At 27.2% G+C, this 16,810-nt stretch carries 13 protein-coding genes, 6 tRNA genes and 1 other annotated feature; of the genes, 1 reads left to right on the top strand and 18 read right to left on the bottom strand.

Annotation, left to right across the window (positions count from 1 at the left end):
- Window positions 1-10 precede the first annotated feature (10 nt).
- The gene (locus BN346_RS20085; protein WP_040330900.1) at window positions 11-940 is read right to left on the bottom strand and encodes a DUF979 domain-containing protein; all 930 of its coding nucleotides are present in this window, start codon (window positions 938-940) and stop codon (window positions 11-13) included.
- A 17-nt stretch (window positions 941-957) separates the two neighbouring features.
- Window positions 958-1,626 (bottom strand): DUF969 domain-containing protein, encoded by a 669-nt coding sequence (locus BN346_RS20080; protein ID WP_040330899.1) that lies wholly within the window; start codon window positions 1,624-1,626, stop codon window positions 958-960.
- Window positions 1,627-1,937: 311 nt separating this feature from the next.
- Between BN346_RS20080 and BN346_RS20075 the strand changes: the two genes are divergently transcribed.
- Window positions 1,938-4,082, top strand: coding sequence for a methyl-accepting chemotaxis protein (locus BN346_RS20075; protein ID WP_040330898.1), 2,145 nt, complete (start codon window positions 1,938-1,940; stop codon window positions 4,080-4,082).
- Between the two features lie 50 nt (window positions 4,083-4,132).
- Here BN346_RS20075 and BN346_RS20070 read toward each other — a convergent pair whose 3' ends face one another.
- From BN346_RS20070 to BN346_RS19990, 16 genes are all read right to left on the bottom strand, one after another.
- Window positions 4,133-5,518: an alanine/glycine:cation symporter family protein gene (locus BN346_RS20070; RefSeq protein WP_040330897.1), complete on the bottom strand. Its 1,386-nt coding sequence runs from the start codon at window positions 5,516-5,518 to the stop codon at window positions 4,133-4,135.
- A gap of 833 nt (window positions 5,519-6,351) precedes the next feature.
- Window positions 6,352-6,428: transfer RNA gene (locus tag BN346_RS20060), tRNA-Arg, on the bottom strand.
- 99 nt (window positions 6,429-6,527) lie between these two features.
- Window positions 6,528-6,618 (bottom strand) — tRNA-Ser (locus BN346_RS20055).
- Between the two features lie 8 nt (window positions 6,619-6,626).
- Window positions 6,627-6,718, bottom strand: a tRNA-Ser gene (locus BN346_RS20050).
- A gap of 35 nt (window positions 6,719-6,753) precedes the next feature.
- Window positions 6,754-6,845 (bottom strand) — tRNA-Ser (locus tag BN346_RS20045).
- A gap of 23 nt (window positions 6,846-6,868) precedes the next feature.
- A tRNA-Ser gene (locus BN346_RS20040) sits at window positions 6,869-6,959 on the bottom strand.
- A gap of 6 nt (window positions 6,960-6,965) precedes the next feature.
- Window positions 6,966-7,057, bottom strand: a tRNA-Ser gene (locus BN346_RS20035).
- A gap of 265 nt (window positions 7,058-7,322) precedes the next feature.
- Entirely contained in the window at window positions 7,323-8,603 is a 1,281-nt protein-coding gene (gene serS, locus BN346_RS20030) for a serine--tRNA ligase (RefSeq protein ID WP_040330895.1), read from the bottom strand.
- Window positions 8,604-8,663: 60 nt separating this feature from the next.
- Window positions 8,664-8,862: a binding site (T-box leader), on the bottom strand.
- A 164-nt stretch (window positions 8,863-9,026) separates the two neighbouring features.
- Window positions 9,027-9,263, bottom strand: coding sequence for a DUF1667 domain-containing protein (locus BN346_RS20025; RefSeq protein ID WP_040330894.1), 237 nt, complete (start codon window positions 9,261-9,263; stop codon window positions 9,027-9,029).
- Window positions 9,264-9,273: 10 nt separating this feature from the next.
- Window positions 9,274-10,668 carry an NAD(P)/FAD-dependent oxidoreductase gene (locus tag BN346_RS20020; protein WP_040330892.1) on the bottom strand — a complete coding sequence of 465 codons (1,395 nt, stop codon included), beginning with the start codon at window positions 10,666-10,668 and terminating at the stop codon, window positions 9,274-9,276.
- A 20-nt stretch (window positions 10,669-10,688) separates the two neighbouring features.
- Entirely contained in the window at window positions 10,689-13,391 is a 2,703-nt protein-coding gene (locus tag BN346_RS20015) for a UPF0182 family protein (RefSeq protein ID WP_040330891.1), read from the bottom strand.
- Between the two features lie 24 nt (window positions 13,392-13,415).
- Window positions 13,416-13,934: a transcription repressor NadR gene (locus tag BN346_RS20010; protein ID WP_040330890.1), complete on the bottom strand. Its 519-nt coding sequence runs from the start codon at window positions 13,932-13,934 to the stop codon at window positions 13,416-13,418.
- 91 nt (window positions 13,935-14,025) lie between these two features.
- Complete coding sequence (locus BN346_RS20005) at window positions 14,026-14,532, bottom strand: HDIG domain-containing metalloprotein (RefSeq protein ID WP_040330888.1); 507 nt, start codon at window positions 14,530-14,532, stop codon at window positions 14,026-14,028.
- A gap of 104 nt (window positions 14,533-14,636) precedes the next feature.
- On the bottom strand, window positions 14,637-15,650 hold the full coding sequence (locus BN346_RS20000; RefSeq protein WP_040330887.1) for a DUF4097 family beta strand repeat-containing protein: 1,014 nt from the start codon (window positions 15,648-15,650) through the stop codon (window positions 14,637-14,639).
- A 5-nt stretch (window positions 15,651-15,655) separates the two neighbouring features.
- On the bottom strand, window positions 15,656-16,210 hold the full coding sequence (locus BN346_RS19995; protein WP_040330885.1) for a DUF1700 domain-containing protein: 555 nt from the start codon (window positions 16,208-16,210) through the stop codon (window positions 15,656-15,658).
- 54 nt (window positions 16,211-16,264) lie between these two features.
- Complete coding sequence (locus BN346_RS19990; RefSeq protein WP_040330884.1) at window positions 16,265-16,582, bottom strand: PadR family transcriptional regulator; 318 nt, start codon at window positions 16,580-16,582, stop codon at window positions 16,265-16,267.
- Between the last annotated feature and the right edge of the window lie 228 nt (window positions 16,583-16,810).

The raw sequence follows: 16,810 nt of genomic DNA, 5'->3' as shown, positions 1-16,810 counted from the left end.
TTAAGTCTATCTAAAATGCTAAGAAGTACATTAAAGGAATATGTAGTAATAAAAGAATTGTTGCTATTGGAACTTGTGCTTTTATTACTATATTCTTATCTTTAGTTTCTAGTAATGCTGCTGGCATTACGTTGAAGTTTGCTGCCATTGGTGTTAATAATGTTCCACAGTATCCTGCTGTTAAAGCTAATGCTCCTGCTACTGCTGGATTTGCACCTTGTGCAAATACAAATGGTAAACCAACTCCTGCTGTAATAACTGAAAAGGCTGCAAATGCATTTCCCATTATCATTGTAAATACTGCCATACCTATACAATAAGCTGTTATTCCTATTAATATGTTTCCATCTGGTATAAAGTTTGATATACCACCTGCTATTACTTCTCCAACTCCTGCTGCTGTAAATAAAGATCCTAATGCAGCTAATAATTGTGGTAATATACTTGTTGATCCAACAGATTGTAACATTCTGTCACCATCTTCTATTAAATCTTTTGGCTTAGCTTTTGTTATTGCAAATGTTATTGCTATTGAAGCTACTGCTGATATTCCTATAGCAACAGTTCCACCTAATGGTGTAAATTGTGCTATAACAAGTGCTACTACTGCTATTGCAACTGATGGTACAAATATTTTGTTTCCAAGTTTTTTGCTTTGTTCTTCCGCAAATTTAGTATCTGGTGTTTTTAAGTTTCCAATCTTAACTTTTTTACTTGCACTTAATACTCCTAAGAATACTAATAGTCCTCCAACTAAAGTTGCTGGAATAAATGCACCGAACATAAATATGATAGAAAGTATTCCCCAGAAAAGAGTTGTACCTATTCTTGCTTTATGATTTTTATCATTAAAAGTTTTAACTGCTGTTGTTAACATTAATAATCCAACCATTACATAGAATAGTTCCAACAGCAAGTTTGAAATTGCTTTTATATCCATGTTTATTCCTCCTTAGTTTAATCGTTTTTTCTATTAGCTTTTTCTATAGATTTATCTAGCATATGGTTTTGTAATGCTACTAATATAAATGCTATTATTGCTATTGGTATTGATGCCTTTGCAACATCTAATGTATTTACTGCATATCCTAATTCTTCTAAAGTACCAGCTATTAAAAGTACTCCTGAACTTGCCATAAATACGTTTTGTGCAAAGAAGTTTCCGTAGTTCTCCATTGCTGCTGCTGCACCTTTTATTTTTTCTTCTGTTTTTTCATCTATTTTTCCATACTTACTTATTGCAGCACCTTGTGCCATTGGGTTTATAAGTGGTCTTATAAATTGAGCATGACCTCCAAGTCTTACTGATGCCGCTGCTGCTGATTCTCTTATAAATAAGTAAAGTGTAAGCATTTTTCCTGTTGATAAGTTTTTAGCTTTTCTAATTAATTCTATAGCTCTTTCTTTTAAGCCATATCTTTCACACATACCTATAACTGGTAAAGTTAATATAAATAAAGACATATGTCTTTGTGCTACAAATGTTGATCCTAGTGTTTCTAAAATACCCATAATATTAATATCTGCTACTAATCCTGTTACAATTCCAGCACCTAAAACTACTGCAATTGTGTCAAGTTTAAGTGCAAATCCTATGATAACTATAATGATTCCTATTAAAGTCATAAATTTCATTCCTTTCTTTAATCTTTTTTTTGATTATACTGAAAATTTATTTTTTAGTCTGTATCTCTGTATACAGAATTATTTTTTTATTAAAATTAATTCTATTGTTGTATTATCTTATGTTATATCCTTTAACTTACTATTTTGATTTATACATATCTAATTTTATTTAGTACTATTAAATATTTTTTTTACACTTAATAGTTATATATTCTTCATTTGTTAAATTTGTATGATAAGTTTAAATTTTTAGAATATTATGGTAAAATGTTGGTAATAAGTATAGCTTTAATTTTTAATGGGGTGTTTAAATGAGGGGTTTTTTTAAAAAAAGTAATAAAAAGAAAAAAGTACTTGAAGGTAGTACTAAACTTTGTACAAACAATACAACATGTAATTTTAAAACTAATATGACTCATTCAATTGGTTTTAAAATAGCAATTACAACAAGTATCATTGTTATACTTGCTATGATTGTTACTACTATATTTATATATTTAAGCGGTTCTAATATTATTTCTAATTTAAGTAATCATACATTGAAATCTATAGTTGAAAAATCTATAGATACGATTACTATAACTCTTGATAAATATACTAGTGAAGTTTCTTCCTTATCCAATAACCAATCATCAAAACAATTATTAAAAGACTACAAATCAAAAGATACATCATCAGCTAATCAAACTTATTTAGATCAATGCAATAGAATATTCAGTGACTTTTTAACTCAGTCTAGTAGTGCAGAAAGAATTTCTTTAATATCACTAGATGGAAAGATTATAGCTGACACTGAAGAAAATATGGTTGGTACAGACGTTACAAAATCTAATTTTCATGATGTTAGTTCCAATGGTGCAACATTCATAAGTAATTCAACAAAATCTGATGTAAGTGGAAAAAATATTTGTATTTTCACATATCCTGTAAAAGATTATGAAAAATATGGTGAAACAATTGGTTATACAGCTTTATATGTATATACTGATAGTTTTTCCGAGTATTTAAAAGACATAAATATAAATAATACTGCCAAAACATCAACTTGTCTAATAGATTCCAGCGGGACATATATATATAGTTCTAATAAAGAATTATTAGGTAAAGAAGTTGATATACCTATTTTAAAGAAAATTTCTGATAAAGTTAAAAAAGGAAGTAAGCTCAACATAGATTGTAGTGAATATACCGAAAACGGATCAAACATAATATGTTCTTATGGCTCAATAACAAAAACAAATTGGACTTTAATTATATCAACAAATAAAAGTCATTTAATGAAACCAATAAATTCATTAACTAACACAATTTTATGTATTTCAATTGTTGTTTGTGTTATTTGTTTAATAATAGCTCTTATAGTTGCTAAATTCTTAATAAAACCTATTATAATTGCTAAGCAACTAGTTTCTAAAACTGCTAATTTAGACTTAAGTGAAGATAATGTTAAAATTAATACATTAAGTAAAGATGAAATTGGTCAAATTTCTTCATCTGTTATTGAAATGAGGAATGTATTAAGAGAAGTTATTAGATCATTGCTTGATGTAGAAAATATGATTGATTCTAATGTTAATATAGTTGAAAATTCTATTGAACTATTAAAGGAAAATGCTGAGTCTACTTCTAATGATGTTTCTACAATTTCTTCTGGTCTAGAGCAGACTGCTGCTACTTCACAAGAAATGGCTGCATCATCTGAAAAAATGAAGTCCGGAATAAATAATATAGCTTCAGATTCTGTAAATGGTTCTAAACTAGCTAAAAATATATTAGATAGAGCATTAAAATTTGAAAAATCATCGGAAGAATCTAAGGAATCGACAATAAAATTGTATGATGAAGTAAAATCCGAACTTGAGGTTGCAATTGAATCATCTAAAGAAGTTAATCAAATTCATAAATTAACAGATTCAATAATGGATATTACCGAACAAACAAATCTTCTTGCTTTAAATGCAGCAATTGAAGCAGCTCGTGCAGGAGATGCAGGCAAAGGATTTGCTGTAGTTGCCGATGAAGTTAGAAACCTTGCTAATGAATCTCGTGAAATAGCTAGTAATATTCAAAACTTAGTCAAAGTTGTTTATAATTCAGTTGAAAATTTATCTGCTAGTTCTGAAAAGATGATGGAATTTATGGATTCTAAGTTAAAATCAGATTATCAAACAGTAATAGATACTAGCAAAACTTATTGTGATGATGCAACTAATTTTGATAATTTTATGGTTGAATTTAGTAATGAAGCTCAAAAATTAAATTCTTATGTTTCTGGTATAGTTGTAGCTATAGATGAAGTTTCTAATACAATAACTGATGGTGCACTTGGATCATCTAACATCTCTATTAAAACACAAAACATTGTAGAACAATTGCAAAGTATAAAAGAAGCTTGCACAATAAATAAATCTAGTGCTACTAAATTGACAAATATTATTTCAAAATTTAACTTATAACGAAAAAAAGGTACCATTAAAATTTAATGGTACCTTTTCTTTATGATAATTTATAAATTTACATCTACATCATTATTAATCATATCTTTAATTTCTTCATATTCATTCATCTTTTTAACTACAATTCCATTTAATGCTAGCAATGCTATTAAGTTTGGAAATACCATAAGTCCATTAAAAGTATCAGCAAGTTCCCAAACTAAATCGACCTTCATCATTGATCCAATAACTACTATAATCATTACTAATACTCTATATATATTAATTGCCTTCTTACCAAACATATATTTTATATTTGCTTCACCAAAGAAATACCAACCAATTATTGTTGAAAATGCAAAGAATAATAAACAAACAGCTATAAATCCTTGTCCAAAACTTCCTAATGTTAATTCAAATGCTTTTTGTGTTAAAGCTATTCCTTTTAGTCCCTCAATTTCTAAAGCCCCACTTGTTAATATAACTAATGCTGTTAAAGTTAATATAACGAATGTATCTATAAATACACTTACTATAGCAACTGAACCTTGTTGACTCGGATGTTTTACTTTTGCAACAGCATGAGCATGTGGTGTTGATCCCATACCTGCTTCATTTGAAAACAATCCTCTTGATACTCCATATCTTACAGCATGTTTAATAGTTACTCCTAATGCTCCCCCCATTACAGCTTGTGGATTAAACGCACCAACAAATATTGATTTAAGTGCTGGTAAAATGTGTGATCCATTCATACCTACAATAATAATAGCTGCTACTATATAAAAGCCAGCCATTATAGGTACTATTTTCTCTGTTACAGATGCTATACGTCCCATACCTCCAAAAAAAACAAACCCTGCTAATGCTGCAACTATTAATCCTACTACTAATGGTGATATTCCAAATGCATTTCTAAATGCATCTGATATAGAATTGGCTTGAACCGCATTTCCCATAAAGCCTAAAGCTATTACACAGAATATAGCAAAGAAACCTGCTAAAAATTTTCCTAGTTTTTTATTTTTTAGTCCATCACTTATATAATAAGCTGGTCCACCAGTAATCTCACCATCTACTTTTTTTCTAAATACTTGTGCAAGTATTGCTTCAGCATAAATTGTTGACATACCAAAGAATGCACTTAACCACATCCAAAATATTGCCCCTGGACCTCCAGATGTAATTGCTGTTGCAGCACCAGCTAAATTACCAGTACCTACCTGAGCTGCAATAGCTGTAGCTACAGCTTGGAATGAACTCATTCCATCACTACCTGCCTTTTTACCTTTTAAATTCATTCCCCCAAATATCCTTTTAAAGCCTTCTCCAAATTTCCTTACTTGTACAAATTTCAATCTACACGTAAAGAAAATACCTGTACCTAATAATAGTATTAGTAATACATAGTTCCATAAAACATCGTTTATTGATTTAACTAATTGTAATAAATCCATAAATGATTCCCCCCTTTTTATAATGTTAAAAAGTAATTTTATTTAGTATAAAATATAAAAAGTATATTATATAAAATAATTTATTTTAATATTTTATTTACATTAAAACAAATCAATTATATCTATAGTTGTGAATTGTATTATTAATTTTTTCAATACTTTAATAACATTATAGTACTTTTTCTTAATTTTTTTAATATTTTGAAATTAATTTTTAGAAACTTTTATGGATATTTTGTTAAAAAAATATTTTTTTTTATGTTTTAAAATTTTATAATATTTTTCGCAATAATTTCAAATTTAAAATCATATTTTTACATATTGCTTTATTTTCTTATTAAATTTATTTCTAATTTTTTTAAATGCATGTATAGATGTATTTGACTTATTGTTAATATTTATAAGTAAATTTATGGTTAATAACTTACTTATATGATCTATTATATTAAATTATTCTATATATTATATTGCATAAAATAATTTACTTAATAAATAGGAGGAACATAATGAAATATATAAAATTATGATCAACGATATTTTTATGGATTGGATTTATTTCAACAATTATACTAATTTTTCTTTTAATATTATTGTATTGCATTTCAATTCCAAGTAATTGGTATGATATGTATAGACCTGAGGTTTTAGGCATAAAAAATATGTTTTTAATAATTGTTCCTTTTTCATTCATTATCGTATATGCAATAAAAAGCATATATACTGAACTCTTAATAATTCATAAAAAAATTGATAGAAAAATAAACTAAAAATTTATTTTATTACCTTTCGTATAAAAATAAAAAACCTAGTAATCATTAAGATTACTAGGTTTATGGTGCGGCGGAGAAGATTCGAACTCCCGGCCAACTGGTTCGTAGCCAGCTACTCTATCCAACTGAGCTACCACCGCAAATATAACTATATGATATCATTTATGTTATAAAAAGTCAATATTTTGTATAACATGATAACATAAAAGTAGCTACGTATTGAACACAGCTACTTTTCATGGCGGAGAAAGAGGGATTTGAACCCTCGCGCCGGTTACCCGACCTACGCCCTTAGCAGGGGCGCCTCTTCGGCCTCTTGAGTATTTCTCCAATAATTTTGGCGGAGAGAGTGGGATTCGAACCCACGGTGCGCTCATCACGCACGCCGGTTTTCAAGACCGGTGCCTTAAACCAACTCGACCATCTCTCCACATTAAGTTTTAAGAATTAAGTTTTAAAATTTTGTGGCGGAAAGAGTGGGATTCGAACCCACGGTACGCTCATCACGTACGCCGGTTTTCAAGACCGGTGCCTTAAACCAACTCGACCATCTTTCCGTAACTTATTTATTAAATTTATATGGCGGAGAAAGAGGGATTTGAACCCTCGCGCCGGTTACCCGACCTACGCCCTTAGCAGGGGCGCCTCTTCGGCCTCTTGAGTATTTCTCCAATGTTTGGCGGAGAGAGTGGGATTCGAACCCACGGTGCGCTCATCACGCACGCCGGTTTTCAAGACCGGTGCCTTAAACCAACTCGACCATCTCTCCGTGTCACAACTAATATTATATTTACTTTGCATTTAACTGTCAAGAGTTTTTTTCAAAATAATACGAAATTTAATTTATTAATTCAATTTTATTGAATTAAATTTTAGTAAAAGGTTTATTTTACAGGTTTTATAGAAAATATAATTTATATTTTCATGTTTACAACTTAATACTTTAATTCTAAGTTTTAAAAATTAACTAAGATATCATTAGATGGACTTTAAAAATAATTGATTTAAAATCCATCTATTTATATTTTATCTCATTATTTTATAATTGTTTTTCCACCCATATAAGGTACTAAAACTTCTGGTATAGTAACTGTTCCATCTTCATTTTGATAGTTTTCAAGAATTGCTGCTAGACATCTTCCAATAGCAACACCTGAACCATTTAATGTATGAACAAAATTTGGCTTACTTTTAATATCTTCCTTATATTTTATATTTGCACGTCTTGCTTGAAAGTCTTCAAAGTTACTACAACTTGATATTTCTACATATCTATTATAACTTGGCATCCAAACTTCTATATCATATTTAAATGCCGCAGTAAATCCTAAATCACCTTTACATATTTTAACTATTCTATATGGTAATTTTAATGCTTGTAATACACTCTCTGCATCTTGTACTAAACTTTCTAATTCTTTATATGAATCCTCTGGCTTAACAAATTTAACAAGTTCAACTTTATTAAATTGATGTTGTCTTACAAGTCCTCTTGTATCTCTTCCTGCAGAACCTGCTTCTGATCTAAAACAAGCGCTATAAGCTGCATGTTTTATAGGTAACTTATCCCCCTCTATAGTTTCATCCCTATATAAGTTAGTTACTGGAACCTCTGCTGTTGGTATTAGGAAATAGTCAGTATTGGTAACTTTAAATGCATCTTCTTCAAATTTAGGTAATTGTCCTGTTCCTATCATGCTAGTTCTATTAACCATATATGGTGGTAATATTTCAGTATATCCATTTTCATCAACATGTTTATCTAAGAAAAAGCTTATTATCGCTCTCTCAAGTCTTGCACCTAAACCTTTATATACCGTAAATCTTGACCCTGTTATTTTTCCACCTGCCTCAAAATCTAAAATATTTCTTTCAGTACCTATTGTCCAATGCTCTTTAGGTTCAAATTCAAATTTTCTTGGCTCTCCAAATTTTTTTACTTCCACATTATCTTCATCTGTTTCTCCATTAGGAACTTCTGGATGTGGAATATTTGGTATTCTAAGCATTATATATTTTATTTTTTCATCTATTTCATTTAGTTCAATATCAAATTCTTTTATTCTATCTGATAATAATTTCATTTCTGTCATTATTTCAGTAACATCTTTTCCTTCTTTTCTATACATAGGTATCTTTGTTGAGTCAGTATTTCTTTTCTTTTTTAATTCCTCAACTTCTATTAATATATCTCTTCTTCTTTTATCTAATTTAACAACCTCATCGATTACTGAAACATCAAAGTTTTCACCTCTATCGTTTAATGCTTTTTTTATCTCTTCTTTATTATTACGAATTTTTTTTAAATCTAACATGATATATTCCTCCAACTTTTATATAATTATTTTTCCCAATAAAAAAAGAGTTATAGCCCCCAAAGGGACGAATAACTCCGCGTTGCCACCCTAATTAAATAATATAAATTATTTCTCTTAATTAAAATAACGGTTTTATACCGTACTGCTCATCACAGTCCCTCAGAGTCGGATTCATAAATAGTAATGTATCAGTTTTCACCACCCACTGACTCTCTTAACATTATAAATTTACTACTATTCTCTTCAAAGGTTTAATGTTTTTTATTTTTAGAATAATTTTAATATTTATTTTTATGTTTGTCAACATTCAAATTCATTATATAGTCATTATTTTTAGTTTTAAAATTACTCTTAATAAAAGAAGCTGGAATCTAAAATAATTAATATTTTAAAATCTAGCTTCTTTTTGTATATATTACTTTATAAATTTCTACCTATTTTTTTGGTAGCAACTATATCTACATTAGTATTAAGTATATTTTTACATATTATATCACCTATATTTATAGGTGGACCAACATGTATCCTACACAAAGCTTTAGAACACTCAATCCATAAATTCTTATCTATAGCTTCAGTACTTCTTACAGGAACAACCTCATGTATCTTTGAACCTTTTACCCTCACTACTGTTGTAAATACATCTTTACCTTCCATAATTACTCACCTACATTGTATCAAACTCTTTTATTCTACTTAATGCTACTTTAGAATTTTTTGTATTTTTTACTATGTCTGTTATAGGCTTATTAGTTTCTCTTGCCAATATTTCAGATATAACTTCATTACAATAAGCTCCCCTACAACTTCCAAGTCCTGAATTAGTCCTCCTTCTGACACCTTCTACAGTTCTTGCACCCAAAGGTCTTCTTATAGCATCAACTATTTCACCTTCTGTAACACCTTCACACAAGCAAATAATCTTGCCATATTTATTATCAACTTTTATAAGATTATTTCTTTCATTGTTACTTAAATCTTTAAATCTATAATACTCTCTTCGTTTATCAATAAAGTCTTTTTTTAATATGCAGTTAAAGTTATTTACAACCATTTTGCACACTATTTCTCCAATTGCTGGTGTCATGGTTACTTTGCCAAAATGCTTAGCTCTTATATTCAAGTATCCTTTTTCTGATAATGAGTCATCTATAACTACTGGTTCATCATATAAACTCCAATCAAGTACCATTTTTATCTTATGTCCATCTATCTTTCCTATTAATGATGATAATTTATCTATGACCATATCATAATTTGCACTTTTTCCAGTACTAAATGCACCTATTATTTTTCCATCCATAGTTGGTCTTATATATCTTCTCTCACTATTATGGATATCGAATATAATATTAGAATATAAAGAGTCATATTTCTTGTTTAATACAAAGTACTTAAGATTATTTTTTATACCTTCTTCTATTTTATCTTTATTTAATTCTTTTCCTAATTCTTTTTCTGAAGTTGTATTAATAACAATTTTGCATGTAAACTTATTTCTTGTTGTTTCAACCTTAAATCCTTTTGACATTTTTTCTATATTTAAAACTTCTTCTTCTAATTTAAATTTTACACCATTATCAAAAGCAATTTCTCCATATGCAAGTGCTAAATCATAAGCACATACAACACCTGTATTAGGAATGTATAGTGATTTTATTACATCATCACTAATATTAGGTTCTATTCTTTTACTTTCATCTCTATTTAAAAGTTTTACTTCATTGATATTTTTTTCTTTAGCTCTTGAATACATGTCCTCTATATATTTTTTTTGATTTTCATCCTTAGCTATATATAAAGATCCTACTCTCTTAAATGGCACATTAAATTTTTCAACATACTCATCAAACATTAAGTTTCCTTTTCTTATTAAAGATGAACTTATTGTATCAGTACATTCTAATCCATCATATATAGTAGCTGTATTTATAAGTGCTGCATCTGATCCTATATCATAATCTTTTTCTATTACTGCTATATTTAAATTATATTTAGATAATTCATAGGCAACGGCACATCCAATCATGCCGCCACCTAATATAAGTACATCGTAATCCATTTTTCCTCCTTACAGTTGTACTATTTTATTAGTTTATCTATTTCATCTCCTAATTTCTTTATATAGTCTCCATATTTAGCCCAATCTCCAGATTTTTGTGCTTCAAGCGCACTATTATATATATCCTGTAATTGTTTTGCATCTTTTCCTACCAAAGTACCATTTTCAGTCTTACCATCTACTTTATTGTCTTGTTTATTATTATAATCAAAAAGTTGCGTTAAAGCTGAATCTATACTAGTAGCTAATACAATTTCATCACCATATCCAACTATTACATTTTTCATTTCTGGAATACTCTTTTCTCCTGCTGCTCTTAAATAAAGAGGTTCTACATATAATAGAGAATTTTCAATTGGTACTATAATTGTATCTCCAAATTGTACTTCTGATCCCTTAGTATCCCAAAGTGATAATTCCTTTGATATATCTGGGTCTTGGTGAACTTTCTTTTGGAATAACATTGGACTATATACTGTTCCTGAGCTAGGAAATTTATAAAGGAACATTTTTCCGTAATTTTCTCCATCCATTCTTACACCAAACATAGAAACCATATTGTCTCTTCCCTTAGTATTGAAATATTCAAGTACAACCATTTCCTCTTTTTGCTCACCTGGTAATTTCATAACAACATAAGATGAATCTTTTTGTTTTTCTTCATCTTCTACTTTATCTTCATTATTAGAAATTGTCCAAACATCATCTCCATTATAAAACACACCAGCATCTTTTACATGGTATTTTCCTAAAACATCACATTGTATTTTAAATAAGTCCTCTGGATATTTAAAATGAGACCTTAATGATTCTGGAACTTCACTTATGTCTTTAAATAACTCTGGGAATACCTTTCCATAAGTTTCTGCTATAGGATCATTCTTATCTGCAATATAGAAATTAGTTGAACCATCATATGCATTTATAACTACCTTAATTGAATTTCTAATATAGTTAATACCGTCTACAGGCTGTGAGTATGGATACTTATTGCTTACAGTGTATGCATCCATTACCCAATATAATTGATTATTATCTATAACTACATATGGATCTTGGTCATATTTTAAGAAAGGAGCTATTTTTAAAACTCTTTCTTTTATATTTCTATTTATTAAAATTTTACTATCACTTGTTATATCTTGAGATAATATAAACTTAGGATTTTGATATTTTAAAGTAAATATTAATCTATTTAGTAATGACATTTTTATTCCTGCATCACCATCATAATTGTTAGTAACATTTTCACCATTCATAGGATAATCTATTTCACCAAGTTTAGTATTTACTATACTATAATCATTAGTGCTTTCTCCAAAGTATATCCTAGGATTATCTAGTCCTATGTCTGTTGAATTTTGTACTGGAATATTGTTTATAATGAAATCTGGCTGTCCTTCACTTGTAACAGAATTAACTTTACTCATAGTTATTCCATATCCATGTGTATAAGCTAAGTGTCTATTTTGCCATGTATTTGAATTTTCATCTAGTTTGTCTAAGTCTAGCTCTCTTGCTGATATAAATACTTGACTATAATCTCCATTTATATTGTATCTATCTATATCCATATCATCAAATCCATAGTAATACCTTATATATTGAAACTGATTATTAAACTCTAATGCTGGTACATGAGAATTTATTCTTATATTGTTTATAATATCACTATTATTCTCTATTTCTTTTGCTGTTAAATTATTTTTTATTTCATAACTATTTTCAGCTATATCATCAATATTAAATGCTTGCTTTGTATAATTTATATTATTTTCTATATAAGGTTTTTCTAATGTCTTCTCATTTGATTGAACAATAAAACCTTTTACTGCTAGTGATGCTACATTTTCTCCAACTATTAATATCACAATAAGTCCTATAGACATTAATATTGGTTTTACTTTAGATTTTATTATACTGAAGCATACAACTAAAGATGAAACTATAGAAACAACTGCTATAACTTTATAAAATCTTAAACTAACTTTTATATCTGTATAACTAGCACCAAAAACAGTACCATTTGGAGAATAGACAAGTTCCCAGGCTTTTATAATATAACCTATTCCTATTGCAATCATAAGTAATGTTGTTATAATTGCTAATTGTTTTCCTGCAAAATTTCTAATTCCATGTTTAAAATCTTTGAATGCTTCTTCCCTAGATAATGTGCTTTTAACTTTATCTTTTGTTACAATTCCTATATATATCATAAATGTTACAACAACAAATATAATTAATAAGCTTATAAATGCTGCTTGTAATGATTTTATTAATGGCAATTTAAACATAAAGAATGAAATATCTTTATTAAATATAGGGTCTGTTAAATTAAAGTTTGTTGAATTAGAAAACTCTAATATCTTATACCAATAAGTTGATGAAAATACATATGAAAATACTAATGATATAAGTGCATTAAATACAGAGAATTTAGCTAACTTTTTCTTTTCTTGTTTTTTATTAATTTCTATAATTTTTTTACTTTTTCTTATACTTGGTCTTAAACTAATATAATATAATGTTATTGCTATAAATGTTATCAAAAATATAGGCACCATTAACTTAGCAATAGATACAAGTTTTTTAAAGTACACAGATAAATATCCTAGTTCTTTAAACCATTGATAATCAACAATTACATTTATACTTGATATCCCTATTGCCAATATAGCTATAACTACTATTATAAAATATAACGCGAATTTCTTCTTTTTCAAATAACTCACCTCTTTTAAATATTTTTATCCATTATCAATTAAAATATTTTTTTCTTCTAATTCTTTTAATATATCTATTATTTGTTTTTCACTTTCTGCACTTATTGTATGAACGTGTACTCCATTAGTTAATAAAGATAATGGTTCAGCCTCTGTATTTTTAAATTTAGAAACAAATTTTTCTACATCATTTAAATTTTTTATCATAAGCATAGATTTTATTTCTCCATAAAGAGGATGCTCAACTATAACATCTTCTACGATGCCACCATACTTAACAATAGTATTTAACTCAACATCCATTTCATCTCTATCGTGACTAACTGCTATTACTTTTCTTATCCTATTTTCTTCATACTTTGAAATTAAATATCCTTCTGGAGTTGCTATTATGCTTGTACCTTCAGCTCTTATTATTGCCACATCTTTTACTATAACTTGTCTTGTAACATTAAATTTTTCAGCAAGTTCTTGCCCTTTTAGTGGTTTATTTCCACCTACTAGCATATTTACTATATTACTTCTACGTTCTTTTGAATTCATTTTATACCTCCTTTATATGTATTTCTTGCCTATAATACATTCTAACATTTAAAAAACTTTATTGAATAGATAATTTAAACATATATTTAAATTAATTTTTATCATCACTTTCCTTTAAAATTTTCATAGCCTCATTATTGAATGTATTATTATGATGATTTTTTATTAATTTTAAAAAATCTTTATCATAATTATATTTTTTTAATTTTTCATATCCTAATTCACCATGATTATAATATACATTTATAAATTTTATATTACTATAACTTCTAAGTTTCCCCTTTGTAATTTTATCAGCAATGACTAGCACTGATTTTTCTATTGGATTTAAATTTCTATTTATTTTACCAATATCATGTAATATGCCAGCCTTTATTAAATCATCCTTTCCTATACTTAATTTAATTCCACTATTATTATTTAAATAAAGCTCAATTTCCTTAGCTACATTTAAACAATGCTTTTTATCATAAACTTTTAACTCATTAAATATTTTTTTCTCATTATCATCTAAATACTTATTTATAAATTCAATATCATCATTGCTTATTTTTGCTGTAATGGCTTTAAAAAATTGTTTAACTCTATAAATACTCATAAAAAAAACCTCTACTACATATTATGTTATATTTTATCTTACTTATATTATTCTATAATAAAAAAGATATACCTACATAAATAGTATATCTTTTTTACATTTATTTAATGTTCCAATTTTATATTTCCCATGTCATTTCTAACTTTAATTTTATATCTATTGCTTAAATTAGAGTTTTCTTCTACTCTTAAATTATTTGTTACCTTACCAACATCACTTAAAATATCAAAGTCTAAATTTTTAGCAGTATTTTTTACACTTATATCTGTTTCACCTAAATCATTTTCAAATGATATATTTCTATCTAAATAGTTAAATGATGTTTCTATTTTTCCACAATCACATGATACTATAAGTTCATTACATTTTTCATTTCCTTTGTTATTTACCTTAAAAATAACATTTCCCATGTTATTGTACAGCTTAGAATTTATTGCATCCATATTTTTAATTTCTAATTTACCAAGTGAAAGATTTATATCCATATTTTCAGCAATAGTATATTCATCATTATCTATATCTACATTTCCCAAACTTGAATCTATATTAGAACTTTTAAATTTGATATTATTTAATTTTATATTCCCTAAATCAGTACTTATATCTAAATTATCAAAACAAAAATTTTTAGGTAGTTCTATCTTCAAATTATAGCTTGTATTTTTAATATTTTTACTTGATCCGCCATTATTAATTATAATATTAGTTTTGTCTCCATTTGATTTTATATCACAATCTTTTAAATACTTACATGTTAACTTAGCTTTTTGATTGCTATTACTTTCTATAATTTCTATTTTAGATATGTCACATTTTATATCTAAATTTTTTATAGACTCTAAATCTATTTCTTTATTTAAATTTTTATAATTATTTAATTCTGAACTATTACTTGATTTTATAGTAATTATTTTATCAATATTTTCAATACCATTTTCAATTAATGTATTTATGCCATTAGAAAAATGACTTCCAATTACATCAGAATTATTCTGAACAAAATCTGAAAAATTTTCATTATATTTTTTTAAACTTACAATACTTAATGTAAATCCAACTACAAATGTTATAGAACAAGCTACAGCTATCCATTTTAAAACTGTATTAAATTTCTTCATCACACCTACCCCCTAGCAACTTTTATATTCCAATTAATATACTGTTTTCCTAACTTTACCCCGTAATATCCCAGGAAATATATTCCTATTAATGTTAATATAGCTATTGATAAAATAGTTATCATTATAAATATTGAAAACAGTGGAATAGTACTTGAAATAACTGCTACTATTGTTGCACCAATTCCTATAAGTAATAATGGAATTGCTACGACTAAACCTATAGCAAGTCCTAAAATACTTGAAACTATTGGAAATAATGCGCTTAAAATTATAAAATTTAAAATGACTAGTGCAATTATTGAAACAATATTATATTTCCCCTCTTTGTTTTTATTAAAACTTTCTAATTGATTTTTATTTATAACTCCTTGTTCACACAGGTTTTGTATTATTTGGTGTGGTGTTCCTAACTCCTTACAAATTTCATCCTCAGATTTTCCCTCTTCTTTTCCATTTATAAAATATTCCTCATAATCATTTAATATGTCCTCAATTATATAATTGTCAATTCCATTTAAGCCATCTTTTAATTGAGCTAAAAACTCAGTTTTAGTCATAACTATACCTCCTTTATATAAACCCTCTATATTTATACTATATTTAAAATGATTTTACCCCTTAGTTTCTTCTAAAAATAAATCAATTTTACTACAAAAATCAATCCATTCTTTTCTTAACTCTTTACCTTTGTTCTTTCCTTCTTCTGTTACCCTAAAATATTTTCTAGCTGGTCCCTCTGATGATTCAACTAAATAAGTTGTGAGATATCCGTCAGCTGTCAATCTTCTTAATAATGGATATAATGTTCCATCTGCTGTTTGTATATACTTCTCTAAACTTTTACTCAACTCATAACTATACAAGTCTTTCTGTGAAAGTAATGTAAGTACACACATTTCTAGAACTCCCTTTTTAAATTGAACACTCATACTTACTCCTTACTATAATTAAAATAAAATACATATATTATATATTGCTCACTACTGAATAATATTCACTACCTAACATTATTATATACCTATATTTAGAAAAATCTACACTTTTAATAATTTATTTAAAATTTTTTAGTTTTAATATATTTATACTTATTAATTTTTATTTAAAATAAAAAAAGCAATCATAATTGATTGCTTTTCAATGGTGGAGATAAAGAGATT

The sequence above is a fragment of the Clostridium ihumii AP5 genome, from assembly GCF_000612845.1.
Taxonomy (GTDB): Bacteria; Bacillota; Clostridia; order Clostridiales; family Clostridiaceae; genus Clostridium_J; species Clostridium_J ihumii.
The sequence above is the reverse complement of the archived record's forward strand: the minus strand, read 5'-3'. Positions and strand labels throughout refer to the sequence as shown.